This is a genomic window from Streptomyces sp. NBC_00310 (genome assembly GCF_036208085.1).
Classification (GTDB): domain Bacteria; phylum Actinomycetota; class Actinomycetes; order Streptomycetales; family Streptomycetaceae; genus Streptomyces.
Genome location: NZ_CP130714.1, coordinates 5443211 through 5468482 on the forward strand (window position 1 = coordinate 5443211; position 25272 = coordinate 5468482).

Consider the following 25272-nt stretch of genomic DNA (forward strand, 5'->3'; position numbering starts at 1 on the left):
GAGTTGGGGCATGCGGGGGCCGGGGGCGTGGTGGCGGGGCAAGAGCACACCCGCCAAGGTGGAGACGTACACGCGGTGGTCGTTCCACTCGTTCCCGGTGATCGAGGTCGCCGCGTTCGGACTGCCGCTCTTCGGCAACGTGCCGATGGTCCACGCGGGCTGGCTGTTCACGCTGCTGTGCGGGCACGCGGTGCTCGCCTCGGTGACCGGGTCCCGGGCGCTCGACTGGGTGCGGGGCACCCGCGAGCAGCCGCTGCGGCTCATGTGGTCGCTCGGGGTGGCCACCGTGGTGCTCGGCATCGCCGCGTTCGCGCTCGCCGACGCCGGGCACGGTGAGGACACCGCCACCGCGCTGGGCGGGATGTTCGGCGGGGTGCTGGTCTTCGGCCTCGGCATGATCACGCTCGGCATCCACAAGCGGCGGCGTGTGCTGTACCTGATAGCGGGTTTCGCGGGCGGCTCCGGAGTGCTGGTCCTCGCGGTGGGAGCCTCCTGGACCGCCGCGTTGGGCACGTCGATCGCGGTGCTGTTCGGCACCTCGTTCTTCGCCTTCACCTCCGTCTTCTCCGTCTGGCTCCTCAGAGCCGTCTACGAACTCGACGACGCCCGCGAGACCCGTGCCCGGCTCGCCGTCGCCGAGGAACGGCTCCGCTTCGGGCGGGACCTGCACGACGTGATAGGCCGCAACCTCGCGGTCATCGCCCTGAAGAGCGAGCTGGCCGTCCAGCTGGCCCGCCGGGAACGGCCCGAGGCCGTCGAGCAGATGATCGAGGTCCAGCGGATCGCGCAGGAGTCGCAGCGCGAGGTGCGGGAGGTCGTCCGGGGCTACCGGGAGGCCGACCTCGGGGTCGAACTCGCCGGTGCGCAGGGCGTGCTGGCTGCGGCCGGCATCGACTGCTCGGTCGACGGGGCGGTCGCCGCCGGGCTGCCCGGCGAGGTGCAGTCCGCGCTCGCCTGGGTGGTGCGCGAAACGACGACGAACGTGCTGCGGCACGGCAACGCCGTGCAGTGCGCGGTGGGGTTGAAGGTGATGGAGGGGCAGGTGGTGCTGACCGTGGAGAACGACGGGATACGGGCCGTCGGAGAGGGTGAGGAGCCGGTGGGGGACGAGAGCGCCCGGCGGTCTGTCGGCGCCGGGTCCGGGCTCGCCGGGCTGCGGGAGCGGCTGGCGGTGGTGGACGGGACGCTGGAGGCGGGGCCGGTGGGCGCGGAGGCGTTCCGGGTGGTGGCCAGGGTGCCGCTCGGGTCGACGGGCTCGCCGAGGACGTCGAGGGCGACGGGGGCGGCGGGGTCGGCGGGGTCGGAAGCGGCCTCCGGGGCGGCCTCGGGCTCGGCTTCGAGGAGCGCCGCGGCGGCCGGCCCGGCTGTCGTACGGGAGAGCGCGTCATGACCGGCGTACCGGAGGCGGGGCGGCCCGTGCGGCTGCTGCTCGCGGACGACGAGCATCTGATCAGGGGGGCACTGGCCGCGTTGCTGGCGCTGGAGGACGACCTGGTGGTGGTCGCGGAGGCGGCGACCGGGCCGGAGGCGCTGGCGATGGCGCGGGCCCACGAGCCGGATGTGGCGGTGCTGGATCTGCAGATGCCGGGGGCGGACGGTGTGAGGGTCGCCACATCCCTGCGCGCCGACCTGCCCGGCTGCCGGGTGCTGATCGTGACCGGTCATGGGCGGCCGGGGCATCTGAAGCGGGCGCTTGAGGCCGGTGTGCGCGGGTTCGTCCCCAAGACCGTCAGCGCGCAACGGCTCGCGGAGATCATCCGGACCGTGCACGCGGGGAACCGTTATGTGGACCCGGAGTTGGCGGCCGACGCGATCTCGTCCGGGGACTCGCCGCTGACCGCGCGGGAGGCCGAGGTGCTCGAATTGGCCGCCCACGGGGCGCCCGTCGCGGAGATCGCCGAGCGGGCGGCGCTGTCCCAGGGGACCGTCCGGAACTATCTGTCGTCGGCCGTGTCCAAGCTCGGGGTGGAGAACCGGCACGCGGCGGTGCGTCTCGCACGGGAGCGAGGTTGGGTATAGTGGGCCTCGCGCCACGGCGCAACGCGGACGTAGCTCAGTTGGTAGAGCGCAACCTTGCCAAGGTTGAGGTCGCCAGTTCGAACCTGGTCGTCCGCTCGTGAGATAGATCGAAAGAAGGCCCCGGTCCACTGGACCGGGGCCTTCCTCGTTTCACTAGCTCCAGCTGATGCCCGTCAGGCGCTCGTACGCCTCCACGTACTTGGCCCGGGTCGCGGCGACGATCTCCTCGGGCAGCGGCGGCGGGGGCTGCTCGCTCTTGCGGTCCCAGCCGGAGGCCGGTGAGGTCAGCCAGTCGCGGACGAACTGCTTGTCGAAGGACGGCTGGGCCTGGCCCGGCTCCCACCGGTCGGCCGGCCAGAAGCGGGAGGAGTCCGGGGTGAGAACCTCGTCGGCGAGAACGAGGGTGTCGCCCTCGTAGCCGAACTCGAACTTGGTGTCGGCCAGGATGATGCCCCGGTCCCGGGCGATGTCCCGGGCACGGCCGTACACCGCGAGGGTCGTCTGGCGCAGCTGGGCTGCGGTCTCCGCGCCGACCTGGCGGGCGACCTCCTCGTACGACACGTTCTCGTCGTGCTCGCCGACGGCGGCCTTGGTGGCCGGGGTGAAGATCGGCGCCGGCAGCTCCGAGCCGTCGACCAGGCCCTCCGGGAGAGCGAGACCGCAGACCGTACGGGAGTCGTTGTACTCCAGCAGGCCCGAGCCGGTGAGGTAACCGCGGGCCACGGCCTCCACCGGGACCATCGTGAGCGACTTGCAGACGAGGGTGCGGCCCGCCCAGTCGGCGGGGGCGCCCGGCGGGAGCTCCGTGCTCAGGACGTGGTTCGGGACCAGGTCGGCGAGCTGGTCGAACCACCAGAGGGACAGCTGCGTGAGGACGCGCCCCTTGTCGGGGATCTCCGTCGGCAGCACCCAGTCGAACGCGGACGTTCGGTCGCTGGCGACCATCACGAGGTCGCCCGCCTCGTTCTGGTACAGCTCGCGCACCTTGCCGGTGTGCAGATGTACCAGGCCCGGAATCTGGATCGGCTCGGGCTTTTCTACGAATCCGGACACGGTTCCTCCCCGTGGTGATGTCCAAGTGGCTCGATTCTCCCGTATGCGGGCAACCGATCTTGGCCAGGGGTCGTGCCGACTGGGCTCAGTCGCGTTTGCAGATGCGGTCCAGAAGGTTTGCGGTGGCTCGCTGGACGCGGGTGTCGACGTGGCCCGGACGGTCCAGGGCCGGGGACCAGGCGAACGTCCCGGATGCGAAGACCCAGGCACCGGACGGGGCGCGGTACAGCGACGTCTCCTGATGGCGGACGGTGTCGTGGGCGTCCCGGTACGGGGAGTGGGCCAGGAGTATGCGGCCCTGGTGCTCGGGGAGCGGGGTGCGGGGGAAGTAGCGGTCGGCCTCGCCGGCGACCATGCCCTCCAGCTCGTCGTTCTCGTGGGCGCCGGTCGCGTCCCAGAGCCAGTGGTCGGCGTTGCGCACGACCAGGGGGTGGGGGTCGGGGACCCGGCCCTCGTACTGGATGCCCATCAACTGCTGCTCGGGGCGGTCGATTTCGCGCCACAGTGCGGATTTACCGGGGCCCCGGCGTTTTCGGCAGGTGAGGAGGCGGTCGGGGACCCCGGACGGGGACGGGCTCAGCTCCACCTGCCAGTACATGGTGTTGGAGGAGAGGAAGACCAGCGAGGTGCCGCTGTCGCGGGCGAGCTCGGCGGTGCGGCGCATCTGCGGTGACCAGTACTCGTCGTGGCCCGGGAAGACCAGCCCCCGGTAGCGGGACGGGTCGACACGGCCGGAGTGCAGGTCGCGGGCGTCGGCGTAGGCGAGGTCGTAGCCGTAGCGCTCGGCCCAGCGGATGAAGTCGTAGGCGTGACCCACATGCAGGGGGAGGCCGGCGCCGGCGTACGGACGGTCGAAGGAGACGGTCGTCGCGGCGTCGGACTCGCCGAGCAGCCGGCCGTCCTCGTCCCAGGCGTGGTAGAGGCTGGCGCCGGTGCGGCCGTCCTCCGGATACAGGTTGTACGCCTGCCAGGTGATGTCCGGGAGCAGGAGCAGCAGGTCGGCCGGGCGGTCGTCGCGGATGGTGAACGGCACGTGGGAGCGGTAGCCGTCGGCGGTGGTCAGGACCGCGACATACGCGCCGGTGTTCCAGTAGCTCGGGATCTGCAGCCGCCAGGAGAGCCACCAGTGATGGCAGGAGACCGTGCGGTCGGCGGTGAGGGGCGGGGGCTGGACGATGCCGGAGAGCCGGGGGCTGGTGGTGATCTTCGCCGCCCCGTCGCCGCTGTAGTGCCCGATGCGGTAGACGTCGACGCCGAATTCCTGCGGCGGGTCCACGGTGATGTGGAAGTCGATGGACTGGCCGGGCGCGGCGGCACCGGTCGCCGTGAACCCTTTGATCTGCCGGCGCACGTCGTCGGCGGAGCGGGGGCCCGCCGGGGTGCGGGGGGCGGGGACGCGGGCGTGGGTGCCTTTGGCCGCGGCGTCGGACTCGGGCGGGCCCGGCTCCACGTACCAGGGGACCACGTGGCCGGTGTCGTCGAAGTACGTCACATTGCCCCGCAGCCAGGGGACGGGGCCCTGGCCGAAGGGGTCCGTCACGGCGTGGGCGAGTGCGCCCGACTCCCAACGGCGGATGTGGTGCTCCGGGCTCATGAGTGGTCCCTCCCTCGTCCCCGTGAGCTGTCGCAAGCCCTTGCTACGTACGCGATCGGTCCCAGCACATCACATTACGCACGCACTCCGTCACCGTTCGTTGCGAATGGGCGAGAGTGGAACGGTGAGCTCCGGATGGGGAGTTGGGAGAGCGGGAGTGAGCCGGGGTCCGGTTGTGGATGGTCGGCGGTGGGTGCGGGTTGTTGTGGCTGGTCGGAGGCTGGTCGTGGGCTGGTTCGGGGCCGGGGGCACGGTCGGCCCGGCGAGGCGGGGCGGCGCGGGGCGTGGTGGTGGTCGGTCGCGCTCAGACCAGGCGGACGGGCTTCTCCGGGCGGACGCCGAGGCGGCGGAGCCAGTCCCGGAGAGGGACGGGGTCGCCGTCCTCCACGAGGGTCAGGACCCGGGGGGCGAGGTCGGCCGTCCGTTCGCCGTCGACGAGCAGGGAGGGGCCGTCCAGCCAGTCCAGGCCCGGGGCGGCGCCCGCCGTGTCCATCGCCGCGCAGCAGACCATCGCGGTGACGTGCTCGGTCAGCAGCTCACGGCCCGTCCGGGGCGGCTGCATCGGGAACAGCGGCAACAGCCCGTCGTCCCACAGCGCCAGGTCCGGTCCCTGCGCCTCGGCTCCGCCGCCCGCGCCGGCCACGGCGGCCGGGGCCGCCGCCTCCTCCCGCGCCAGCTCGGCGGTCAGAGCGGCGGCGAGATCGGCGGACTGGGCGTTCACGAGACCGGGTTCGTCGTCGTCATCGGCGTCGTCAGGACGGGATATGTGCTGCCGGTCCGGTTCCTGGGCGGGGTTGTGCGCGTGCTCGCGGTCCTGCGGGGCCGCGGGGGCGGCGGGGGCTTCGGAGAGCGGCCCGGTGGTGCCCCCGGGGTGCGGCTCGTGTGTGGTCGCGTCGGCATCCGGCCGGTGCCCGTCGACGGCCTCGGGGAACGGCTCGCGCCCGCCGACGGCTCCGGGGCGCGGCTCGTGCGTGGTCGCGTCGGCATCCGGCCGGTGCCCGTCCGCGGCCTCGGGGAACGGCTCGCGCCCGCCGACGGCTCCGGGGCGCGGCTCATGGTCGGCGGCGACACCCGAGTGCCGCTCGTGCCCTTCGGGGGCGTGGGTCCGGGCTGTGGGTGCGTGTGCCAGGTGGTTCAGCACTCGGGCGAGGGTGGGGCCGGTGGGGTCGCGGCTCGGGTCGGTCGTCGTGTGGTGGACGCCCAGGGTGTCGAGGACGCGGTGGAGGCGGGCGGCGTCGGTGCGCCACTTGCGGTCGACGACCTCGTCCGGGTACTCGTGCCAGTCGACCGGTGACCAGTCGGGGCCGGACTCGGCGGGGCCGCCGTGGAAGAGGCGGGCGGCGAGAAGCGACGCGGCCTCGTCGACCGTGCCGGGCTCTTCGAGGAGGTCGCAGGCGGGGCGCTCGCCGAGCCGGGAGGCGAAGCCCTCGGCCAGACGGTCGCGGCGGGACAGCTCCGTGAGCGCGGCGACGACACCCGCGTCCAGGCGGGACGGCCAGCGGCCCATCCGCCAGGCGGGCAGCGCGACCCGGGTGAGAAGGCGGTCCCAGCCCGCGTAGGCCAGGCCGACCTGCTCCTGGGCGACGATCCGCAGACCGTAGTCCACAGCCTGTGCACGCTCGGCCGCCGCGGCGGCGACCCCGCGCTCCATCTCGGCCGCGTGCCCCCGGCAGCCGCGCAGGAGCAGCCGGGTCACCCAGCCGACACCGCCCAGCACCGTACGGAAGAGCGGGCCGCGCGTCGGCGACGAGGTGACGGCCACGGCGGCGTCCAGCCCACGGACGAAACGGCGGGCCGCGGCTATGTCCGGGTGCGCCGACGGTCCCGTACCCGCGACGACCGGTGCCAGCACCGCTCGTAGCTCACCGACCCGCATCCACCACAGGAACGGCGAGCCGATGACGAGCACCGGGGCGGTGGGCGCACGGTGCCGCCGGGGGGAGGAGAGTCCGGACTCCAGACCGGATTGCGGACCGGACTGCAATCCGGATCGCGGACCGGATCGCGGGTCCGGCGAAGAGCCGTGGGCGCTCGCCCTCTCGTCGGACCGTTCGCCGTCGGCGAGGCCGGTACCGCTGTCGGCCGCGTCGGCCCCGGTGGTCGAGGACTGCTTGGCGGGTGTGGTGTGGGACGGGTGGGTGCGGTCCTCCAGCCAGCTGTCGCAGTCCGGGGTGAGCGCTATCGCGGAGGGGGGCGGGACGTCGAGGCGGTCGGCCAGATCCCGGACCAGGCGGTAGAGATCGGGGGCGGCCTCCTCGGTGATCGAGACCGTGGGGCTCATGGCGGGCCGGGCGCGGGCCACGACGAGCGCGATGCCGGCGGTGGCGAGCAGCACGACGGCGGCGAGGCCGGACACGACCCAGCCTGCCGTCGACCAGCCCCGGCCGGTCAGATGACCGGTCGACCCGCCGACGAGCAGGACGACGGCGACGGCCGCGGGCAGCAATGCCACGGCCAGCGCCCTGCTGCGGACACGCAGCACAGCGAGGGCCCGGGAGCGCGCGGCCTGCGCGCCCGCCTCCTCACCACCTGCCATACCGGTCACGACCCGACGTCACCCCCTGCTGTCCCGTGCGGCGCACGGCGCGACGACTGCGACGACTGCTCGTCGAAGTGGTCGCCGCCGCATGCCCTGACGTTGCTCACTCCCCCACTGTGGCACCCACCACTGACATCGCAATGCCGGTGGGCCAAGTGCCGGAACACTTGCGCCGCACCCTAGTTGGGGCCCCGGCCGCCGTCAGCCGGATGGGCCATCGCTCACTCGATCGAATGGCTTTGGGGAGAGGTGAATGACGCTGGGCACGGATTGGGCCCCGGATTCCGACGGCTTTTCCAGGGGTTCCTGGGGGAGTCTCCGAGGGCTTCCGGGGCCTGGGGTTCGTACCCCTTTACGTGTGGATGCGTACGGAAAGGGCGACGCGTACGAAAGGGAGTGGAGGGTTGTGGGAGGGGCCTGGAGGGGCCTGGAGGGGGGTGGGAGGTCACGGTCGCGCGGCCGGACTGAAATGGTCCGCCGGGTCCGTCGAGCGCACCCCACCCCACCCCTGCCGGACGACCGTGTGGCCCTCGGGCGACCGGCCGTCAGTCGGTCACGCCTCGGCTGCCGCCTTCGCCGCGATGTCCGCACGGTGCTGGGAACCGTCGAGGCCGATGCGGGCGACGGCGGTGTAGGCACGGTCGCGGGCCTGGGTGAGGTCCTTGCCGCTGGCCGTGACGGAGAGGACGCGGCCGCCGGCGCTGACGATCTCGTCGCCGGCGCGCTTGGTGCCGGCGTGCAGGACGTACGCGTGCGGGGCGTCCACCGCGGCGACCTCGTCGAGGCCGGTGATGGGGTCGCCGGTGCGCGGCGTGCCGGGGTAGTTGTGCGAGGCCACGACCACGGTGACGGCCGCGTCGCCGCTCCAACGGAGGGGTTCGAGGTCGCCGAGGGTGCCGTTGGCGGCGGCGAGCAGGACACCGGCCAGCGGCGTCCTGAGGCGGGCGAGGACGACCTGGGTCTCCGGGTCACCGAACCGGGCGTTGAACTCGATCACCCGTACGCCGCGGCTGGTGATCGCCAGGCCCGCGTAGAGCAGGCCGGAGAACGGGGTGCCGCGGCGCCGCATCTCGTCGACCGTCGGCTGCAGCACGGTCTCCAGGACCTCGTCGACCAGCTTCGGGTCGGCCCAGGGGAGCGGCGAGTACGCGCCCATGCCGCCGGTGTTGGGGCCCTCGTCGCCGTCCAGCGCGCGCTTGAAGTCCTGCGCGGGCTGGAGCGGGACGACGGTCACACCGTCGGTGATCGCGAAGAGGGAGACCTCGGGGCCGTCCAGGAACTCCTCGATGACGACCCGGCCGCAGGCGAGCGCGTGCTCGCGGGCCTGGGCGAGGTCCGACGTCACGACGACGCCCTTGCCGGCCGCGAGCCCGTCGTCCTTCACGACGTACGGCGCGCCGAACGCGTCCAGGGCCTCGTCGATCTCCTCGGCGGTGGTGCAGACGTACGACCGCGCGGTGGGCACGCCGGCCCCGGCCATGACCTCCTTGGCGAAGGCCTTGGAGCCCTCCAGCTGCGCGGCCTCCCCGGAGGGACCGAACACGGGGATGCCCGCCTCGCGCACGGCGTCGGCGACACCCGCGACCAGCGGGGCCTCCGGCCCCACGACCACGAGGTCGGCCTCCAGCCGCGTGGCCAGCGCGGTCACGGCGGCGCCGTCCAGCGCGTCGACCGAGTGCAACTCGGCCACCTCCGCGATGCCCGCGTTGCCGGGAGCGCAGTGGAGTGCGGTGACATCGGGGTCGAGGGACAGCGAGCGGCACAGCGCGTGCTCACGAGCACCGGTACCAATGACGAGGACGTTCACGGGGGCCAGCCTAGCCGGAGGGGGCGGGTGGCTTTGTGGGGGCTTCCGAAGAGTGGGACGGCGGGGGGTTGTCGGATCGTACGAAGGAGGGAGGGGAGGGGAAGGGAGGGGAAGGGAGGGGAAGGGAAGGGAAGGTTGGGGAGGGGATCGGGGGCTGAGGGCGGAAGAGCGCGGACAGCGGCGGATGAACGGGGCCCTGCGGCAGCGCAGTCCGCAACCCGCGACGAGTTAGCCGAAGCGGGACTGGGCGCGGCGTCGGCGAACCCCGGCTCCGCGCCCCCCATGTCGGCGAAGCGCCGACCGCACCGCAGCGTCAGCCGGGACCCCGCCGCGAGTCTCACGGCGGCACTCCCGCCCCGCTCCTCTCCCCGCTCGCTCTTCCTCGCCCGCTCGCGGCGCGCGTGCTCGCGGCGCGCGTGCTCGCTACTCGTTCACGATCTCTTCCACCACCGTCGCCCCGAGTTCGCGCACGATCAGGTCGTGGCCGGAGAGGGCGGACTCGTCGAGGTCGGGGTCGTCGTCCTCGGGGGTGTCGTCCTCGGGGGAGACGGGCGGGGGTTCGGGGGCCGGGGGCGGTGCCGGGGCGACGGGACGGGCGGTCGGGGTCGACTGGTGGGACGCCGCCGGGCCCGGGGAGGCCGGGCGGGATGACGGAGCCGAGTCCTGGGGCCCGGCGGGGCGTGACGCCGGGGCGGGGGAGCCGCCGTAGCCACCGCCCGCGCCACCACCGCCGTATCCGCCACCGCCCGCGCCACCACCGCCGCCGTATCCGCCGGCGGCCGGAGCGGGAGACCCGTAACCGCCGGGGGCGCCCGGTGATGCCGAGCCGCCCGACGTGTCGATGACCGCCTCGATCTTCCAGTGGACGTTGAACTGCTCGGCCAGGGCCGCCCGCAGTACGTCCTCGCTGCCGCTGCTCGCGAAGTTGTCCCGGGCGCCCGCGTTGACGAAGCCGATCTGGAGGGTCGTGCCGTCGAACCCGGCAACGTGCGCGTTCTGGCTGAGCAGGATCCAGGTGAAACGGCGGCGGTTCTTCACCGTCTCCAGGATGTTCGGCCAGAGCGTGCGGGGGTCGGGTCCGCCGGGGGCGGGGTGGTAGGCGGCGGGGGCCTGGGCAGGCGCCGGAGGGCCGGGCTGGGCGTACGCCGGGGGCGGGCCCGAGGCGGCGGGCGCGGCCGGGCCGGGGGCGGACGCGGCCGGGGCCCCGGGTGCGGAGCCACCACCGGTGGGCGCGGCGGTCGGCCATCCGCCGGGCCGGCGCCCGCTGCCCGCGGCGGCCGGGGTGGGCCAGGAGCCGGGGGCGGAGCCGCCGGGCGCGGCGGCGGGCGCGTTGGGGTGGGGAGGGGGCGTGGAGCTCGCGCCCGGGTGGGCGGGCGGCGCGGCCGGAGCACCGGGCGCGGCGGCCGGGGCGATCGGTGCCTCCTGCGGGGCGGCCGGAGGCACCCCCGCAGGACCACCGCCGCCCGGGCCCGCCGGCCCGCCGACGGCGCCCCCGGCACCGTACGCATCCGCACCCGGGCCCGAAGCCGACGCGGAGCCTGCACCACCGGCACCCGGACCACCACCTGGCGCACCTGTCGCTCCGCCGCCTGAGCCAGAGCCCGGCCCGCGAACCGCTGCCCGCGCCGCCGCGGGCCCACCACCCGGCGGCACCTGCGCGACGTTCGGAACCTGCGGAACGTGCGGAACCTGTGGGGCCTGCGGGGCCATGCCCATGGGCGGGGCCGCTCCCCCATGCGCGTCGGGCCCGGGCACGTACCCCATGGCCGGTCCGGCGCCGCCGGAGAAGTTGATCCCGCGCTCCAGGCGGTCCAGGCGGGCCATGACGGATCGTTCGTCGCCGTAGGTCGCGGGGAGGAGTACGCGGGCGCAGATCAGTTCGAGCTGGAGGCGGGGCGAGTTGGCGCCGCGCATCTCGGTGAGGCCTTCGTTGACGAGGTCGGCGGCGCGGCTGAGCTCGGCGGCGCCGAAGACGCCGGCCTGGGCCTGCATCCGCTCCAGGACCTCGGCGGGGGCGTCGATGAGGCCCTTGTCGATGGCGTCGGGCACGGCGGCGAGGATCACCAGATCCCGCAGCCGCTCCAGCAGGTCGGCGACGAACCGCCGCGGATCGTTGCCGCGCTCGATCACGTGGTCGACGACGTCGAAGGCGGCGGCCCCGTCCCCCGAGGCGAAGGCCTCGACGACCGAGTCGAGCAACGACCCGTCGGTGTATCCGAGCAGCGACGTGGCCATGGCGTAGGTCACGCCCTCCTCCGTCGCGCCCGCCAGCAGCTGGTCCATGACGGACATCGAGTCACGCACGGAGCCGGCTCCGGCGCGCACGACCAGCGGGAGGACACCCTCCTCGACCGGGATCTTCTCCTTGCCGCAGACCTCGCCGAGGTACTCCCGCAGCGTGCCGGGCGGCACCAGCCGGAAGGGATAGTGGTGCGTACGCGACCGGATCGTGCCGATGACCTTCTCGGGCTCGGTGGTCGCGAAGATGAACTTGAGGTGCTCCGGCGGCTCCTCGACGACCTTCAGCAGCGCGTTGAAACCGGCCGACGTGACCATGTGGGCCTCGTCGATGATGTAGATCTTGTACCGGCTGCCCGCGGGCCCGAAGAAGGCCTTCTCCCGCAGCTCACGGGCGTCGTCCACACCACCGTGCGAGGCCGCGTCGATCTCGATGACGTCGATCGACCCCGGTCCGTTCCGTGCCAGGTCCTGGCAGGACTGGCACTCTCCGCACGGCGTCGGCGTGGGCCCCTGCTCGCAGTTCAGACACCGGGCGAGAATCCGCGCACTGGTCGTCTTCCCGCACCCACGCGGCCCGCTGAACAGGTACGCGTGATTGACCCGGTTGTTCCGCAGCGCCTGCTGCAGCGGGTCGGTGACATGCTCCTGCCCGATGACCTCGGCGAACGACTCCGGGCGATAGCGGCGGTACAGCGCGAGAGACGACACGCCTACGAGGTTATAGGCGCCCACTGACAACACGGACCCCCGCCGGAGACCAGGACCGAAGGGGCAGCAGAGCGCGGACCGCCTCCCGGCCGTCGCTCGCCCGCCCCTCGCCATGCCCCGCGGTCGGCCTCAGGCCGTGCGCGGGGCTCTGGGACGCAGAAGACCCCTCACGCACCCGCCAGAGCCAACCTACCCTTGCTGCCTTCCGGCCCTGGGGGAGTTCAGTCAGATAGCGCCGCGTGAGGGGCTGACCCCAGCCTACCCGATCCCCGGGGCCCGCCGACCCGCCTCCCCACCTCCCCCTCCCGCCCGGATCACCCGGCCTCGAACGAGTTCGCAACCACCCTCCACCGTCATGTAATGTTCCCGGCGGAGGATTCGCCTAGAGGCCTAGGGCGCACGCTTGGAAAGCGTGTTGGGGGCAACCCCTCACGAGTTCGAATCTCGTATCCTCCGCCAGTGCCTCACCGGGCACGATGTCGAAGGGCCCCACCGTTCGCGGTGGGGCCCTTCGACGGTTCTCAGCCCTCGTTGTCCTGGTTCTTGTCCACAGCGGGTGTCTCCGGGGTTCCCCGGATGGCATCGGCGATCTTCCGGGCAGCGTCCTTGAGCATGGCGTCCGGCACGTGGAGGTACCGGGCCCGCATGCTTGCGGACGTTCCCGGCCCCCATCCCATGACCAGAGCTTTACCGAGGGGTCCGGACGCGGCGCTTCTCCACCCTCATTTCGTGCCGTTACGACCCGGAGACACTCGAAGTGCTGGAGAGTCGACGCGTCACTCAGTCATCCCCCGCATCCGTCGATGCCTTATTCACCCATCACGGGTTGGTCTGCGGCGACTCTGGTCTCGGCGGATCCACGCGGACTGTCCATGCTCCCGGGACGATGTCGCGGTCATAGCCCGATCATCCGGACCTTGCTGCCGCACAGCCGGGTCATGTCATCGACATCCGACGTGAGGATGGCGACCGGGCCAGGCTGACGCAAGGCCGCTTCCGCGACGGTGGCGTCGATCGCGTACTTGTGTCCGTGCAGACCGGCGCCCTTGAGCAGTTGGGCCGCCGCCTTGGCCGCCGCCTCCGTGATCGGCTCCACCTTGACCCGGGAGAGCGCCCATTGCAGTCGGGGCAGGTCCACCCTGGCGTGGCTCACCTCCACGATGGTGTTGGCGCTGACGACAAGGTCCGCCCCCATGTCATGGAACACCTGGAACATCGCCAGAACCTTCCGGTCCTGCGCCACCCAGGCCGACAGTCCCTCGCTGTCCAGGACCACGGTCTCCATGTGCCCGCTCACGCGGCGCTCGCGCCGCCGGCGGCCGACGTCGTACCGAAGACGCGCGCTCGCGCCTCGGCCAGCTCTTCCTCGCTGAAGGCCCCGTGCTCGTCCGTGTGGCTGCGCAGGTCGGCCCCCAGGAGCTGGTGCCGGATCTGCCTGGCGACCGCTTCGGCGACGTAGCCGGAGATGTTGTCCGTGATCTTCTTCAGCTCCGCCACCTGCTCGGCGGGGAGTGTCACCGTGATGCGCGTGGTGTCAGCCATAACCGCAAGCATACTGCGGTATGCGCGCTACGTGCTGTCTGTTCCCGCAGCCGGTCCGGTCAGCGGCAGTCGGGGCGACTGTCCGTTCGAGCAGGGGCTCAGCCGGCCAGTTGTACGACGCGCCCGGTTCAGCGGGCCCAGTAGCGGTATGCCTCGATCCACTGCCAGCCCTCGGGGGGGGGCGGGTTCCGGCAGCGGCAGGTCCAGAATTCCGATGTCCTGTCGGACCGGCCCCCGGGCGCAGCGTGCGACCACGCGTCCGTCCTCGACCAGATCGACACCGACCACGCTCACCTCGACGCCGAGAACAGTCGTGGTGAAGGGCACAGCAAGGCTCTCCTCGATCATCGTGAAGAAGCCGGTGAGCTGCTCATCCTCGCCGTAGGCGTCGACGGTGGCCTCTTCGATCAACGCCTCCAGCGCGGCTGGGGTCCAGGTGCTCATGACCTCACCGTAGCGCTGCACCGTACGGCTGAGGACCGGTGTGTTCAGCAGCGGCGTTTCCGTCGTGGCGCCGTCGCCGGCAGTCAAGCCACGGCTCGCGGTTGCCAGTGTGTGACGTTGCCTGGTGGGGTTCGGTAGTGAGGCGGCCCAGGGGAGGGCCCGGCGAGCGACAGGGCGGAAGAGAGTGGCACGAGTCGTCGTACGAGAGCCGAGTACGGGCGCGAGGAGCGCACCGCCGCTGGCCCGGCAGGAGACATCCGCCTTCGTGAGGGAGCTGCTCGGCGCCGGCTGGGCGGCGGTGTTCCTGCCCGGTGAGCCCGCCCGCCTCGGGCGGCTCCTGCTGTGGAGGCCGACCGGGGCAGCAGCCGGAGACAGTACGGTGCCCACCGGCCTTGAGACCGAGGCGGTGGAGCTGGTCCTGCCGCACGGCCGCTCGGTCAGGCGGCGCAGGGCCGAGGGTTACGCGTTGCCTGTCGCCGTCGCTGTCTCCGCCCTGGTCAATGCGGAGCCGACGCATCCCTCCGGCGCCGCCTGGCAGGCCGCCACTCGCTTCGCGCTGCGGCTGCTCGCCGACGGCCGCCTCCACCCGGCCCTCACCCCCGCCGGTTACGACACCTGGCAGGTGGGTCCCCTCACCGCCGCCCAGCGCCGGACGCTGGACGCCCTGGCCGCCGCCTTCCCGCCACACGCCCACTGCCTGCCCGAGCCTGGCCCTGCTCCGGTACGGATCGCCGAACCGGCTGCGCTGGTACGCCAGTTCTGCGACGCGGTCGCCGATGATCTGGTCCGTACGCCGGCCGCGCCGCTCGCCATGGGAGCGCTGCCGTACGCCTGGCGCGAGGCCCGCGCCGTGCCCACCTTGCGTGAATGGGCCGAGGAAACCCAGGCGGCGCTCACCGCCGACGTCAGTGTCTCCCTGCGCGTCGACGTACCCGAAGGACGCCGACGGCAGTTCCGGGCCGTCCTGCAACTGCACACCGCGGCGGACCCGGCGCTCGTCATCGAGGCCGCACGACTCTGGAGCGAGCCGACCGAAGTGGAGCGGCTGCTCGGCCCACGCGCCGAGACCGAGACCCTTCTCGCCCTGCGCCGCGGCGCCCGCGCCTGGCCCCCGCTGCGGAGGCTGCTCGACGATGCCGCTCCCGATCAGCTCCGGCTGACCGACGACGAAGCCTTCGATCTCCTTGGGGACGCCACGGACGCGCTGCGCGCGGCCGGTGTCGACGTGCACTGGCCGCGCGACCTGGTCAAGGCGCTCACCGCGACCGCGGAGATCGGGCAGCGCACCGCCCCCGGTTCCGCCGCGGGCGGCCTGCTGGACACCGAGGCCCTCCTCGACTTCCGCTGGCAGGTCTCCCTTGGCGGCGAGCCGCTCACCGAGGCCGAGATGGATGCTCTCGCAGAGTCACGCCGTCCCCTCGTCCGGCTTCGCGACCAGTGGGTGGTCGCCGACCCGAAGCTGGTGGCCCGCGCCAAGCGCCGCCGAATGGAACCGCTCACCCCCATGGAGGCGTTGAGCGCCGCGCTGACCGGCGAGGCCGAGCGAAGCGAGATGGGGGTCCCCCCGGCCGGAGGCTGGGGGAGGGACGGTGACTGGGTCCCCTGTGCGGCGGTCGGTGCGCTCGGCGACCTGGTCGCTCGTATCCGCGACCCCGAGTCCCGCACCCTCGTGCCCCAGCCCGCCGCCCTCAAGGCCACGTTGCGCGAGTACCAGAAGCGGGGCCTGGCCTGGCTGGCCGAGATGTGCGCACTCGGCCTCGGCGGCTGTCTCGCCGACGACATGGGCCTGGGCAAGACCATCACCTTGCTCGCTCTGCACCTGCACCGCCAGAACGACCCCACCACCGCGGGCCCCACCCTTGTCGTCTGCCCGGCCTCCCTGCTCGGCAACTGGCAGCGCGAGGCCGCCAGATTCGCACCGCTCACCCCCGTACGCCGTTACCACGGCGGCGACCGACACCTGGGGGACCTGGCCGGCGACGAGATCGTCCTGGTCACCTACGGGGTGCTGCGCCGCGACCGCGAAGTGCTCGCCGAGACAGCCTGGTCGCTGGTGGCCGCCGACGAGGCCCAGCACGTCAAGAACCCCTACGCCGTCACCGCCCGCGAACTGCGTGCCCTGCCCGCCCGCGCCCGCGTCGCTCTCACCGGCACCCCCGTGGAGAACAACCTCTCCGAGCTGTGGGCCCTGCTCGACTGGACCACCCCCGGGCTCCTCGGCTCACTCACCGCCTTCCGTGACCGGCATGCCCGCGCCATCGAGGCGGGCGAGGATCCCGAGGCAGCCGAGCGCCTGTCCCGTCTCGTACGTCCCTTCCTGTTGCGCCGCAAGAAGTCCGACCCCGGCATCGCGCCCGAACTGCCGCCCAAGACCGAGACCGACCACGTCGTCCCGCTGACGGCCGAGCAGACCAGCCTGTACGAGGCACAGGTCCGCGAGACCATGGCGAAGATCGCGGAGTCGGAGGGCATCGCCCGACGCGGTCTGGTGCTCAAGCTGCTCACCGCGCTGAAGCAGATCTGCAACCACCCCGCCCAGTATTTGAAAGAGCACAGCCTGCGCCGGTCCACTCCCCTGCGGGGCCGCTCCGGCAAGCTCGACCTGCTCGACGAACTTCTCGACACCATCACCGCCGAAGGCGAATCCGTGCTGGTCTTCACGCAGTACAAACAGATGGCGGCTCTGCTGGAGAAGCATCTCGCCGAGCGAGGCGTCCCCACTCTCTTCCTGCACGGTGCCACCCCCGTCACGCGGCGCGAGGAGATGGTGGACCGCTTCCAGCGCGGTGAAGTGCCGGTGTTCCTGCTGTCGTTGAAGGCGGCGGGCACCGGACTCAATCTCACCCGCGCCACTCACGTCGTGCACTACGACCGCTGGTGGAACCCGGCCGTCGAGGACCAGGCCACCGACCGCGCCTACCGCATCGGCCAGGACAAACCCGTCCAGGTACACAAACTCCTGGCGGAGGGAACCGTGGAGGACAAGGTGGCGAAGCTGCTCGAAGCCAAGCGCGCCCTCGCCGACGCCGTCGTCGGCTCCGGCGAGGCAGCCCTGACCGAACTGTCCGACGCCGACCTCGCCGAACTCGTCGCCCTGGGAAGGCGGTCATGAGCCCCGCTGTCCCCGGCCCGCGCCGGGCGCCCACCCGCGGCAGGCGAGCCTTCGCCGCGACCTGGTGGGGCCAGGCATGGGTGGCCGCCCTGGAGGACTCCACCCTGGACGCCGGACGGCTCTCGCGCGGACGCACCTACGCCCGCAAGGGCATGGTCGGCCCGGTCACCGTCGCTCCGGGCAAGGTCAGTGCCGCTGTCCAGGGCAGCCGCCCGCGCCCGTACCGCTCCTCGGTCCACCTGCCCGTCCTCACCGACCCTCAGTGGGACACCCTGCTCGACACGATCGCGGCCCGCGCCGGACATCTCGCAGCACTTCTCGACGACGAGATGCCCGCCGAACTCGTGGACGACGCCCGGCACGCGGGCGTCCCACTGCTCCCCCTGCCCACCGAGCTCGATCCGGAGTGCTCCTGCCCCGACTGGGGATACCCCTGCAAGCACGCCGCCGCGCTCTGCTACGCCATCGCCGCCACCATCGACACCGACCCGTTCGTGCTCTTCGCGCTGCGCGGCCGCGGTCGCGAGGAGGTCTTCGCCCAGCTGCGCGCACTCCGTACGGCAGCACAGGAGACCGCCGCCCCACCGGCACCGGCCGGTATCCCGGCCGCCGCCGCGTACGCCCACTGGGCCGAAGAGCCCCCCGCACTGCCCGAACTCCCGGAACCCGCCGCCCACACCACAGCACTGCCCGTCGCCCCGCCATCCGGCACCGGCCTGGCCGCCGCGGACCTCGAACGCCTCATGGCCGACGTCACCGTGCGCGCCGCCCGGCTCCTCGCGGGCGACACCGCCGACCTGCACCTGACCCAGCACCAGGACGCCGTCCGCATCGCCGCAAACAACCCCGGACCCGAGTGGTTCCACCACCTGATCCAGAACACCGGCACCAAACCCACTGCCTTCGCACGCCTCACCCGCGCCTGGCGCCACGGCGGCCCCACGGGCATCACCGTCGCCGAACAGCCCTACGCCCCCGACCCGACGGTGATGAAGGCCGCCCGCACCGCCCTGGACGCGGCCCTCGCCGAGATGACCGACTCCCCCGCACACCTCAGAACCTGGCGCAACCGCCTCACCCTCACCCACCACGGCATCCAGCTGCGTCTGGGCCCCGACGCCCGCTGGTACCCCTACCTCCAGGACGACGACGGCGAATGGTGGCCCGCGGCACCAGCCGACACTGACCCGGTCATCGCGCTCACCGCGGCCTGGTCGCAGAACGGGGAGTAAGGAGGCGGCTCCCCGCTGACCAGGAACCACGAGCAGAAACTGGACACACTCGGTCGGGGGTTGCCTTGCGGGCCGCCGACCCGTCGGCCTGCGGGGCGTCCCGCCCATGCGCAGAGCGAGTACGTCACGTCACCCTCACGACGCGAGCCGGGTCTCGGTTCCCGTCTCGGTTCGTGCTCGGGAGCGCCCGCTGGGCACGGCGCGCGGGGCCTGGACGCCACATCAGACGTCACCCCAGGGCGCCGGCGCGGCGGTCGGCTGGGCGGTCGGCTGGGCGGTGCGCAGTCGGGGCGGGGCCGTTCAGGGGCCGGGTGGCCAGTCGGTGGCGTCTCCGGGGGATGGGGGGCGGGCCGTGCTGAGGCGGCGGTAGGCGGCGCGGGCCTGGAGGAGGCGGGCGAGGGCGGTGCCGGTGAGGGCGGCGGTGAGGAGGCAGACGAGCCAGAAGGTGTCGCGGGGGTTGGTCCAGGTGAGGACGCCTGCGGGCGGGATCGCGAAGCCGTTGAGGAAGAGCCAGCACAGGGCTGCCGTGCCCGGGGCCGCGGTGAAGCGGGCGTACCCGCCGAGGAGTGCGGAGAGCAGGGACAGCGCGGCCAGGGCCGGACCGGGGCGGTCCGTGCCGACCAGCGCGTTGTGGAGGGCCACCAACGCCATCGCGCCCCCGAAGGCCGTGGCCCACACCAACGGGGTGGCCACCGGCTGGGGGACGGGGCGGGGGCCGCTCCCCAGAGACACCCACTGGATCACGGGCACGCTCCGGGGGTCTTGGGGGCCCGCGGTCCGGGGGATGTGGGGCCTGCGCAGGTCGAGGGTCGTTCGGGGGCGGAGGAGCGTCGGAGAGGTGAGGGGCGTCGGAGAGGTGAGGGGCGTCGGAGAGGTGAGGGGTGTCCGCGAGGCGAGGATCGTCTGGGGAGCGAGAGTCCTTTGGGGACCGAGCTTCCTTCGGAGGGCGAGGACCCTTCAGGGACCGAGGATCCTTCGAGGGCCGAGCGTCGGCCGAGGACCGAGCATCGTCCGAGGACCGAGCGTCGGCCGAGGACCGAGCGTCGGCCGAGGACCGAGCATCGTCCAGGGCTCGCCGGGCCTTCCGCTCCCGGGGGAATCGGTATCCCCTCGGTGTGGGGCTTGAGGTCATCCGCGCCATGGCTTGTGAGGGCGACCGCTCCGCGGCTCGCGGAGGCACCCGCCCAACGGGCCGTCGGAGCGCCCGCGTCGCGGCGGGCCGTGGGAGCGCCCGCGCGGGAGTTCGTCGGGACGTTCGCTTCGCGGAGCGTCGGGGCGGCCGGTTCGTTGGAGGTCGGGGTGTCCGTGCCTCGGGCCGTCAGGGGGTTCGCCGGGTGGCGGGCCGTCAGGGGGTTCGCCGGGTGGGTTGTGGGGGCACCCATGGGGATCATGGTGGTGGTTCCTTTCGGTCATCCCGCGGTGCCGGGGCGGGGTGGGGCCGGTCCGGGTCGAGTTGAAGGGGGATTGTTCCACCGGGGCGCAGACCCGGCGGCCTGCGGCCGGATTTCGGGGTCTCGTTAGGGTGGCACCGACGGTTGTCCGATGACATATCCGAATCAGACAGGGGGCCAGCCGTGGGTGCTCCGCGCCTCAGCAGTACGCCGTTGCCCGGCATCGGGGTCCGCTACGACCTCACGACGAGGGAGCAGCGGCGGATTTCGGTGGTCGCCCATCGGGACGGCGCACGGACGTTGAGCGCGTACCGGCAGGACGACCCGGACGCGTGCGCGCTGTCGGTGCGGCTGACGTCGGGAGAGGCGACCGCCCTCGTCGACGCGCTGGCGCCGGACCACCACAGCCCGACCCTTTTGTCCACCACGGAGTTGGGGCTGGTCGCCGAGCGGATCGAGCTGGCGTCGACGTCGCACTGGAACGGGCGGGTACTGGGCGACACCCGGATGCGGACCGAGACGGGCGCGTCCATCGTGGCCGTCCTGCGGCGGGCCGAGGCGATTCCGTCGCCGACTCCGGACTTCCGGCTGGCCGGCGGTGACACGCTCATCGTGATCGGCACCCGGGAGGGTGTGGAGGCGGCCGCCGCGACTCTCGGGCGGGAGTGAGCGGTTCATGTACGTCTCCGCTCAGTCCGTCGGACAGTCGGCCGGGGAGTCTGTCGTGCGGTTCGCCGGGGAGTCCGTGGTGGGCTCCGCCGGGGAGTCCGTGATGCGGTCCGCCGGGGAGTTCCTCGCCGAGTCGTCCGCCACTCACTCCTCCGCCGTCTTTCTGGTCGAGTTCGGCGCGATCATCCTCGGGCTGGGGCTGCTGGGGCGGTTCGCCGGACGCTTCCGGTTGTCGCCCATACCGCTGTATCTGCTGGCCGGGCTGGCCTTCGGGGAGGGCGGGCTGCTGCCGCTGGGGACGAGTGAGGAGTTCGTGGCGATCGGCGCCGAGATCGGCGTGATCCTGCTGCTGCTCATGCTCGGGCTGGAGTACACGGCGAGTGATCTCGTCTCCAACCTCAAGACCCAGTACCCGGCCGGACTCGTCGACGCCGCCCTCAACGCCCTGCCCGGTGCCGCCATGGCGCTGCTGCTCGGCTGGGGTCCCGTCGCCGCCGTCGTGCTCGCCGGCGTCACCTGGATCTCGTCGTCCGGCGTCATCGCCAAGGTGCTCGGCGATCTCGGGCGGCTGGGCAACCGGGAGACGCCCGTCGTGCTCAGCATCCTGGTCCTCGAAGACCTCTCCATGGCCGTCTATCTGCCGATCGTCACCGCGCTGTTGGCCGGGGTCGGTCTGGCGGCGGGCAGTGCGACGCTGGCCGTCGCGCTCGGTACGGCCGGGGTCGTCCTGCTGGTGGCGGTGCGGTACGGGCGGCACATATCCCGGTTCGTCTCCAGCGACGATCCCGAGAAGCTGCTGCTCGTCGTGCTGGGGGTGACGCTCGTCGTCGCCGGGCTCGCGCAGCAGTTGCAGGTGTCGGCGGCCGTGGGTGCGTTCCTGGTGGGCATCGCGCTGTCGGGTGAGGTCGCCGAGGGCGCGCACAGTCTGCTGGCGCCGTTGCGGGACCTGTTCGCCGCCGTGTTCTTCGTCTTCTTCGGGCTGCACACCGATCCCGCCAGCATTCCGCCCGTGCTCCTGCCCGCGCTCGTCCTGGCCGTCGTCACCGCCCTGACGAAGATCGCCACCGGGTACTGGGCCGCGCGCCGGGCCGGGATCTCCGCCAAGGGGCGCTGGCGCGCGGGCGGGACGCTGGTCGCCCGCGGCGAGTTCTCCATCGTCATCGCCGGCCTCGCCGTCACCGCCGGCATCGAACCGTCCCTCGGGCCGCTGGCCACGGCGTACGTCCTCATCCTGGTGATCGCCGGGCCGCTGACCGCGCGGTGGACCGAGCCGGTGGCGATGTGGGTGACGGGCCGACGGCTACGCGGGCACGCGGCAGCCGGCCCGGGAGAGGGCGGCACGCCGCCGACGGCTTCGGCGGCTTCAGCGGGAGCGGCGGGAGCGCACGAGGCGCTGGACGGGCAGGGTGCCGCCGACCGGACCTGAGGGACACAGTCGGGCGGCGTGAGGGGCGCGGCCGACCAGGCATGAGGGCCGTGGTCGGGCAGGCATGAAGGGGCGTGGTCGGGCGGGGCAGCGCGCGCGAGCAGGGCGGTAGGTCCGGGCAGGTTCGTACGTCCGAGTCACCGCGACGGCCACGGCGGCGGAGGCGGAGGCGGGCTCGGTCGGCGTTTCCGGTGCTCACTGAGCCGTACCGGCCAACAGCCAGCGCCGTACGGGGACTTCGAGCAGGACGCGGGTCTCGCCCGGCCGGTGGGGTGCGGTGACGTCCCAGCCGTACTTCGCGGCGAAGGCCTCCGTGACGTCCGCGAGGTCCGCGAGGTCCGGCGGGAACGGGCCGCGCCGCACCACCGCCGTCCCCTCCGCCACGACCGGGGACCCGCCGTCCTCCAGAGCCAAGGACACCCGCGCGAACCTCTCGATGTTCCGGACCTTGACCGACCCCCCGTCCGCGCCGATCCACCAGCTGCCCCGCAGGAACACGAACCACACCGGCGTCACATGCGGTGCCCCGTCCGGCCGCACGGTGCAGAGCCAGACGTTCTTCTCCGCGGTCAGCCGATCGCGTACGGCGGCGTCGGGCGGGACGGCACCGGGCCGGGCGGCGGCCGATGTGCCGTCGACCGGGGAAACCGGGGAGCCGTGCACGAGGGAGCCGTGCACCGGGGTGCCGTCGACCGGGTCGGCCGCATCACCCATGCGCGCCCCATCCCTCAACCTCGCCCTCGCCCTCGCCCTCGCCTAGACCCCACCCTCGCCCCCGCCCTCGACCCCGCCCTCGTCGAAGCTGGCGAAGTACGCGGCGGCCATGTCCTCGTCGGCGTGGCCCTGGGCGGCGGCGCGGGTGAGGCGGTCGGCGCCGGCGGCGGCCACGTCGAGGCGTACGCCGTGCCGCTGTCCGGCCTCGACGATCAGGCGGGCGTCCTTGGCGGCGGTGGAGACGGCGAAGGAGGCCGGGGAGAGGCGGCCGTCGAGGATGAGCGCGGACTTGGCGCGCAGATAGCCCATGTCGAGCGGGCCGCCCTCGATGATCTCGAAGAAGGACTGCGGGTCGACGCCGAGGGCCTGGGAGAGGGCCAGGACCTCCCCGGCCGCGTTGGTGGCGGCGAGCACCCAGCTGTTGGCCACCAGCTTGAGCCGGGTCGCGGTGCCCGCCGCGCCGTCCTCGCCGGTCCAGACGGTCCGGGCGCCGACGGCGTCGAAGACGGGGGTGACCGTCTCCCGCCCCGCGACCGGCCCCGCGGCCAGCACCGTCAGCTGTCCCGCCTCCGCCGGCTGCCGCGTGCCGAGGACCGGGGCGTCGTAGAAGACCAGTCCGTGTTCGCCGGCCAGCGCGGCCAGCTCGGCGACGGTCTCGAGACCGGTCGTGGTGGACTGGACCCATGCCGTGCCCGGGCTCAGCGCGGGCGCCGCCTCGCGCATCACGTCCCGGGCGGCAGCCCCGTCGTACAGCACCGTGAGCACCACATCGGCGCCCCGCACGGCCTCGGCCGGGCTCTCGGCGATCTGCGCACCGTCGGCGGCGAGCGGCTCGGCCTTCTCCCGGGTGCGGTTCCACACCCGTACGGCGTGACCGGAACGGACGAGGTTGCGGGCCATCGCGGCCCCCATGATGCCGGTACCCAGGACACTTACGGTGAGCTTGTCGGTCATGACGTCAACTTCCTGCCGCGTACAGTGCGTTGGCAGTTTCGCAGCCCGGTGCGGGCTCGGGGGTGCTACGACACCGGGCGGCGCGCCCGCTCGAACCCGCTCGGATTCGCTCGGGTTCGCTCGGGTTCGCTCGGGTTCGCTTGCCGCGTGGGGGTCGGTGGCGGGCGGTCGTTCAGGACACTTTCCCGGTCGGACCGCATGCACGGACGGCACCGTGGGAAGACCGGGCCACGAAAGCCGGACCGCAACCGTCAAGGCACACAGCACCCGGCATCCAGCCCCAGCCCAGCCCCAGCACCCAGCACCCAGCACCCAGCACCCAGCACGACAAGCGATACAAGCGATACAAGCGACCGGCGTCGAAGGGCGAGCGATGAGCATCGACACGAACACGTCCCCGTCCTCGGAGGGACCCACGGGCGGCCTCGACGTGCGGCCGGCCTCCGGGCACATCGGCGCCGACATCCACGGCGTGGACCTCGCCGCCCCGCTCGACGACAGGACCGTCGCCGGTATCCGCGCGGCGCTGCTCCGCTGGAAGGTCGTGTTCTTCCGGGAGCAGAAGCTGGACCACGCCGGTCAGATCGCGTTCGCGCGCCGCTTCGGCGAACCGATCCGGCTGCGTTCGCGGGGTTCGGTCTCACCCGCCGGACACCCCGAGATCGAGACGACGGCCGACCGCCAGGAGCTGGGCCGCAAGCACGGCATGGACCAGGCCGAATGGCTGGAGCGCCGCCGCCACTCCACCCTCCGCGGCTGGCACGCCGACCACACCGCGCGCATCGACCCGCCCGCCCTGACGCTGCTCCGCGCCGAACGCGTGCCCCCGTACGGCGGCGACACCACCTGGGCCAACCTCGCCAGCGCCTACGCGGGCCTGTCCGAGCCGGTGCGCCGGTTCGCCGACGGACTGCGCGCCGAGCACCGCCTCGGCGTCGGCTACCTCGCCCGCTCCGGCCCCGACCCCTACCTCCGTCACCTCCAGGACCACCAGGTCGCGTCCGTCCACCCGGTCGTCCGCGTCCACCCCGAGACCGGCGAACGGATCCTGTACGTCAACCCGTACTACGTCGAGAACATCGTCGACGTCACCCGGGCCGAGAGCCGGCTGCTCCTGGAGATGTTCGTCGAGCAGATCACCCGTCCCGAGTACACGGTCCGTTTGCGGTGGGAGCCGGGTTCGGTGGCCCTCTGGGACAACCGCGCCACCGTCCACCTCGCCCCCAACGACACCGCCCACCTGGACTTCCCGCGCATCATGCACCGCGTCATGGTCGCCGGGGACCCGCCCGTCGGCGTCGACGGCACCCCGTCGAAGTCGCTCTGCGGCACGCCGCTGCACGACCGGAGCGAGTAGCCCCCGGCGAACGGGTGGTCAGGTCGCCGATCCCGGGTAAGTCGCCGAGCCCGGGTAAGTGCCGAGCCCGGGTAAGTGCCGAGCCCGGGTAAGTGCCGAGCCCGGGTAACCGGCATCGCATGGGTGACGTACTCGCCGGAACCTGCTCCTGGACGGACCGCGCGCTGCTGGCCAGCGGCCGGTATACACGCGGCCACCGCGACCCCGGGCCCCGACTCCGTTACGCCTACTCCGAGTCCGAACTCACCGCGTGGGCGCCCCGGCTGCGGGCAGCTGCCAAACAGGTCGACGAGTTGCACGTCCTCTTCCACAACTGCTGCGCCGACGCCGCCGTACGCGCTGCGGAGACGATGCGGCGGATCCTGGCCGGGCGGTGAGCCCCGCCGGCCGAGCCGATCCGCCGCCCCGCTGCCCCGCTGCCCCAACGCTCCGGGCCCGGCCCGCCCCCGTCGGCGCCCGATGACCCGGCC

19 protein-coding genes, 2 tRNA genes, 1 other RNA gene and 1 pseudogene are annotated in these 25272 nt (G+C 73.0%); 10 read left to right on the forward strand and 13 right to left on the reverse strand.

Features of this window, described 5'->3' with window-relative positions:
• Window positions 1–10 precede the first annotated feature (10 nt).
• From OG202_RS23885 to OG202_RS23895, 3 genes are all read left to right on the forward strand, one after another.
• On the forward strand, window positions 11–1390 hold the full coding sequence (locus OG202_RS23885) for a sensor histidine kinase (RefSeq protein ID WP_327728884.1): 1380 nt from the start codon (window positions 11–13) through the stop codon (window positions 1388–1390).
• Window positions 1387–2019 carry a response regulator transcription factor gene (locus OG202_RS23890; protein WP_326581122.1) on the forward strand — a complete coding sequence of 211 codons (633 nt, stop codon included), beginning with the start codon at window positions 1387–1389 and terminating at the stop codon, window positions 2017–2019. The genes OG202_RS23885 and OG202_RS23890 overlap by 4 nt, the downstream gene beginning before the upstream one ends.
• Before the next feature lie 23 nt (window positions 2020–2042).
• A tRNA-Gly gene (locus OG202_RS23895) sits at window positions 2043–2115 on the forward strand.
• Between the two features lie 57 nt (window positions 2116–2172).
• Here OG202_RS23895 and OG202_RS23900 read toward each other — a convergent pair.
• From OG202_RS23900 to ffs, 6 genes are all read right to left on the reverse strand, one after another.
• Complete coding sequence (locus OG202_RS23900) at window positions 2173–3072, reverse strand: phosphoribosylaminoimidazolesuccinocarboxamide synthase (RefSeq protein ID WP_326581120.1); 900 nt, start codon at window positions 3070–3072, stop codon at window positions 2173–2175.
• Window positions 3073–3157: 85 nt separating this feature from the next.
• Window positions 3158–4666 carry a N,N-dimethylformamidase beta subunit family domain-containing protein gene (locus OG202_RS23905; protein ID WP_327728883.1) on the reverse strand — a complete coding sequence of 503 codons (1509 nt, stop codon included), beginning with the start codon at window positions 4664–4666 and terminating at the stop codon, window positions 3158–3160.
• Window positions 4667–4970: 304 nt separating this feature from the next.
• A complete protein-coding gene (locus OG202_RS23910) occupies window positions 4971–7202 on the reverse strand; it encodes a hypothetical protein (RefSeq protein ID WP_327732186.1) in 2232 nt (743 codons plus the stop codon).
• Window positions 7203–7758: 556 nt separating this feature from the next.
• Entirely contained in the window at window positions 7759–9012 is a 1254-nt protein-coding gene (gene purD, locus OG202_RS23915) for a phosphoribosylamine--glycine ligase (RefSeq protein WP_326581117.1), read from the reverse strand.
• A 423-nt stretch (window positions 9013–9435) separates the two neighbouring features.
• Complete coding sequence (locus OG202_RS23920) at window positions 9436–11961, reverse strand: DNA polymerase III subunit gamma and tau (protein ID WP_327728882.1); 2526 nt, start codon at window positions 11959–11961, stop codon at window positions 9436–9438.
• 155 nt (window positions 11962–12116) lie between these two features.
• Window positions 12117–12213, reverse strand: an RNA gene (gene ffs, locus OG202_RS23925) — signal recognition particle sRNA small type.
• Window positions 12214–12332: 119 nt separating this feature from the next.
• Here ffs and OG202_RS23930 point away from each other — a divergent pair.
• Window positions 12333–12420 (forward strand) — tRNA-Ser (locus OG202_RS23930).
• A gap of 62 nt (window positions 12421–12482) precedes the next feature.
• Here the strand turns inward: OG202_RS23930 and OG202_RS23935 are convergent.
• The 4 genes and pseudogenes from OG202_RS23935 to OG202_RS23950 all read right to left on the reverse strand — a co-directional run.
• Window positions 12483–12641, reverse strand: a pseudogene (locus tag OG202_RS23935) (site-specific integrase); the annotation flags it as partial.
• A gap of 215 nt (window positions 12642–12856) precedes the next feature.
• A complete protein-coding gene (locus OG202_RS23940) occupies window positions 12857–13258 on the reverse strand; it encodes a PIN domain-containing protein (RefSeq protein WP_326581113.1) in 402 nt (133 codons plus the stop codon).
• Window positions 13255–13503, reverse strand: a complete 249-nt coding sequence (locus OG202_RS23945; RefSeq protein WP_327728881.1) for a hypothetical protein — start codon at window positions 13501–13503, stop codon at window positions 13255–13257. The genes OG202_RS23940 and OG202_RS23945 overlap by 4 nt, the downstream gene beginning before the upstream one ends.
• A 27-nt stretch (window positions 13504–13530) precedes the next feature.
• Entirely contained in the window at window positions 13531–13947 is a 417-nt protein-coding gene (locus tag OG202_RS23950) for a hypothetical protein (RefSeq protein ID WP_328223572.1), read from the reverse strand.
• Between the two features lie 265 nt (window positions 13948–14212).
• Here OG202_RS23950 and OG202_RS23955 point away from each other — a divergent pair, with 265 nt between their 5' ends.
• The gene (locus OG202_RS23955) at window positions 14213–17059 is read left to right on the forward strand and encodes a DEAD/DEAH box helicase (RefSeq protein ID WP_328224718.1); all 2847 of its coding nucleotides are present in this window, start codon (window positions 14213–14215) and stop codon (window positions 17057–17059) included.
• Window positions 17056–18291: an SWIM zinc finger family protein gene (locus OG202_RS23960; protein WP_328223573.1), complete on the forward strand. Its 1236-nt coding sequence runs from the start codon at window positions 17056–17058 to the stop codon at window positions 18289–18291. Before OG202_RS23955 ends, OG202_RS23960 begins: the two co-directional genes overlap by 4 nt.
• Window positions 18292–18591: 300 nt before the next feature.
• Here the strand turns inward: OG202_RS23960 and OG202_RS23965 are convergent, their stop codons facing one another.
• Window positions 18592–19035, reverse strand: a complete 444-nt coding sequence (locus OG202_RS23965; protein WP_327728877.1) for a hypothetical protein — start codon at window positions 19033–19035, stop codon at window positions 18592–18594.
• Window positions 19036–19865: 830 nt separating this feature from the next.
• On the opposite strand from OG202_RS23965, the gene OG202_RS23970 reads away from it, so the two are divergent.
• Together OG202_RS23970 and OG202_RS23975 are read left to right on the forward strand one after the other, a co-directional pair.
• The gene (locus OG202_RS23970; protein WP_328223574.1) at window positions 19866–20351 is read left to right on the forward strand and encodes a cation:proton antiporter regulatory subunit; all 486 of its coding nucleotides are present in this window, start codon (window positions 19866–19868) and stop codon (window positions 20349–20351) included.
• 103 nt (window positions 20352–20454) lie between these two features.
• Window positions 20455–21777 carry a cation:proton antiporter gene (locus OG202_RS23975; protein WP_327732184.1) on the forward strand — a complete coding sequence of 441 codons (1323 nt, stop codon included), beginning with the start codon at window positions 20455–20457 and terminating at the stop codon, window positions 21775–21777.
• A gap of 195 nt (window positions 21778–21972) precedes the next feature.
• On the opposite strand, the gene OG202_RS23980 is transcribed toward OG202_RS23975, so the two are convergent.
• Both OG202_RS23980 and OG202_RS23985 read right to left on the reverse strand, forming a co-directional pair.
• Window positions 21973–22491, reverse strand: coding sequence for a pyridoxamine 5'-phosphate oxidase family protein (locus OG202_RS23980; RefSeq protein WP_327728876.1), 519 nt, complete (start codon window positions 22489–22491; stop codon window positions 21973–21975).
• A gap of 42 nt (window positions 22492–22533) precedes the next feature.
• Window positions 22534–23445 (reverse strand): NAD(P)-dependent oxidoreductase, encoded by a 912-nt coding sequence (locus OG202_RS23985; RefSeq protein ID WP_327728875.1) that lies wholly within the window; start codon window positions 23443–23445, stop codon window positions 22534–22536.
• Between the two features lie 373 nt (window positions 23446–23818).
• Here OG202_RS23985 and OG202_RS23990 point away from each other — a divergent pair, with 373 nt between their 5' ends.
• Window positions 23819–24802 carry a TauD/TfdA dioxygenase family protein gene (locus OG202_RS23990; RefSeq protein ID WP_328223575.1) on the forward strand — a complete coding sequence of 328 codons (984 nt, stop codon included), beginning with the start codon at window positions 23819–23821 and terminating at the stop codon, window positions 24800–24802.
• Window positions 24803–24921: 119 nt separating this feature from the next.
• Window positions 24922–25179 carry a DUF72 domain-containing protein gene (locus OG202_RS23995; RefSeq protein ID WP_327728873.1) on the forward strand — a complete coding sequence of 86 codons (258 nt, stop codon included), beginning with the start codon at window positions 24922–24924 and terminating at the stop codon, window positions 25177–25179.
• The last annotated feature ends 93 nt before the right edge of the window (window positions 25180–25272 follow it).

Excerpts from the sequence above, each read along its gene's own strand:
- OG202_RS23910 (WP_327732186.1), bottom strand. The coding sequence starts at position 7,202 with ATGGCAGGTGGTGAGGAGGCGGGCGCGCAGGCCGCGCGCTCCCGGGCC.
- OG202_RS23960 (WP_328223573.1), top strand. The coding sequence starts at position 17,056 with ATGAGCCCCGCTGTCCCCGGCCCGCGCCGGGCGCCCACCCGCGGCAGG.
- OG202_RS23905 (WP_327728883.1), bottom strand. The coding sequence starts at position 4,666 with ATGAGCCCGGAGCACCACATCCGCCGTTGGGAGTCGGGCGCACTCGCC.
- OG202_RS23890 (WP_326581122.1), top strand. The coding sequence starts at position 1,387 with ATGACCGGCGTACCGGAGGCGGGGCGGCCCGTGCGGCTGCTGCTCGCG.
- OG202_RS23985 (WP_327728875.1), bottom strand. The coding sequence starts at position 23,445 with ATGACCGACAAGCTCACCGTAAGTGTCCTGGGTACCGGCATCATGGGG.
- OG202_RS23885 (WP_327728884.1), top strand. The coding sequence starts at position 11 with ATGCGGGGGCCGGGGGCGTGGTGGCGGGGCAAGAGCACACCCGCCAAG.
- OG202_RS23950 (WP_328223572.1), bottom strand. The coding sequence starts at position 13,947 with ATGAGCACCTGGACCCCAGCCGCGCTGGAGGCGTTGATCGAAGAGGCC.
- OG202_RS23980 (WP_327728876.1), bottom strand. The coding sequence starts at position 22,491 with ATGGGTGATGCGGCCGACCCGGTCGACGGCACCCCGGTGCACGGCTCC.
- OG202_RS23945 (WP_327728881.1), bottom strand. The coding sequence starts at position 13,503 with ATGGCTGACACCACGCGCATCACGGTGACACTCCCCGCCGAGCAGGTG.
- OG202_RS23975 (WP_327732184.1), top strand. The coding sequence starts at position 20,455 with ATGCGGTCCGCCGGGGAGTTCCTCGCCGAGTCGTCCGCCACTCACTCC.
- OG202_RS23990 (WP_328223575.1), top strand. The coding sequence starts at position 23,819 with ATGAGCATCGACACGAACACGTCCCCGTCCTCGGAGGGACCCACGGGC.
- OG202_RS23995 (WP_327728873.1), top strand. The coding sequence starts at position 24,922 with ATGGGTGACGTACTCGCCGGAACCTGCTCCTGGACGGACCGCGCGCTG.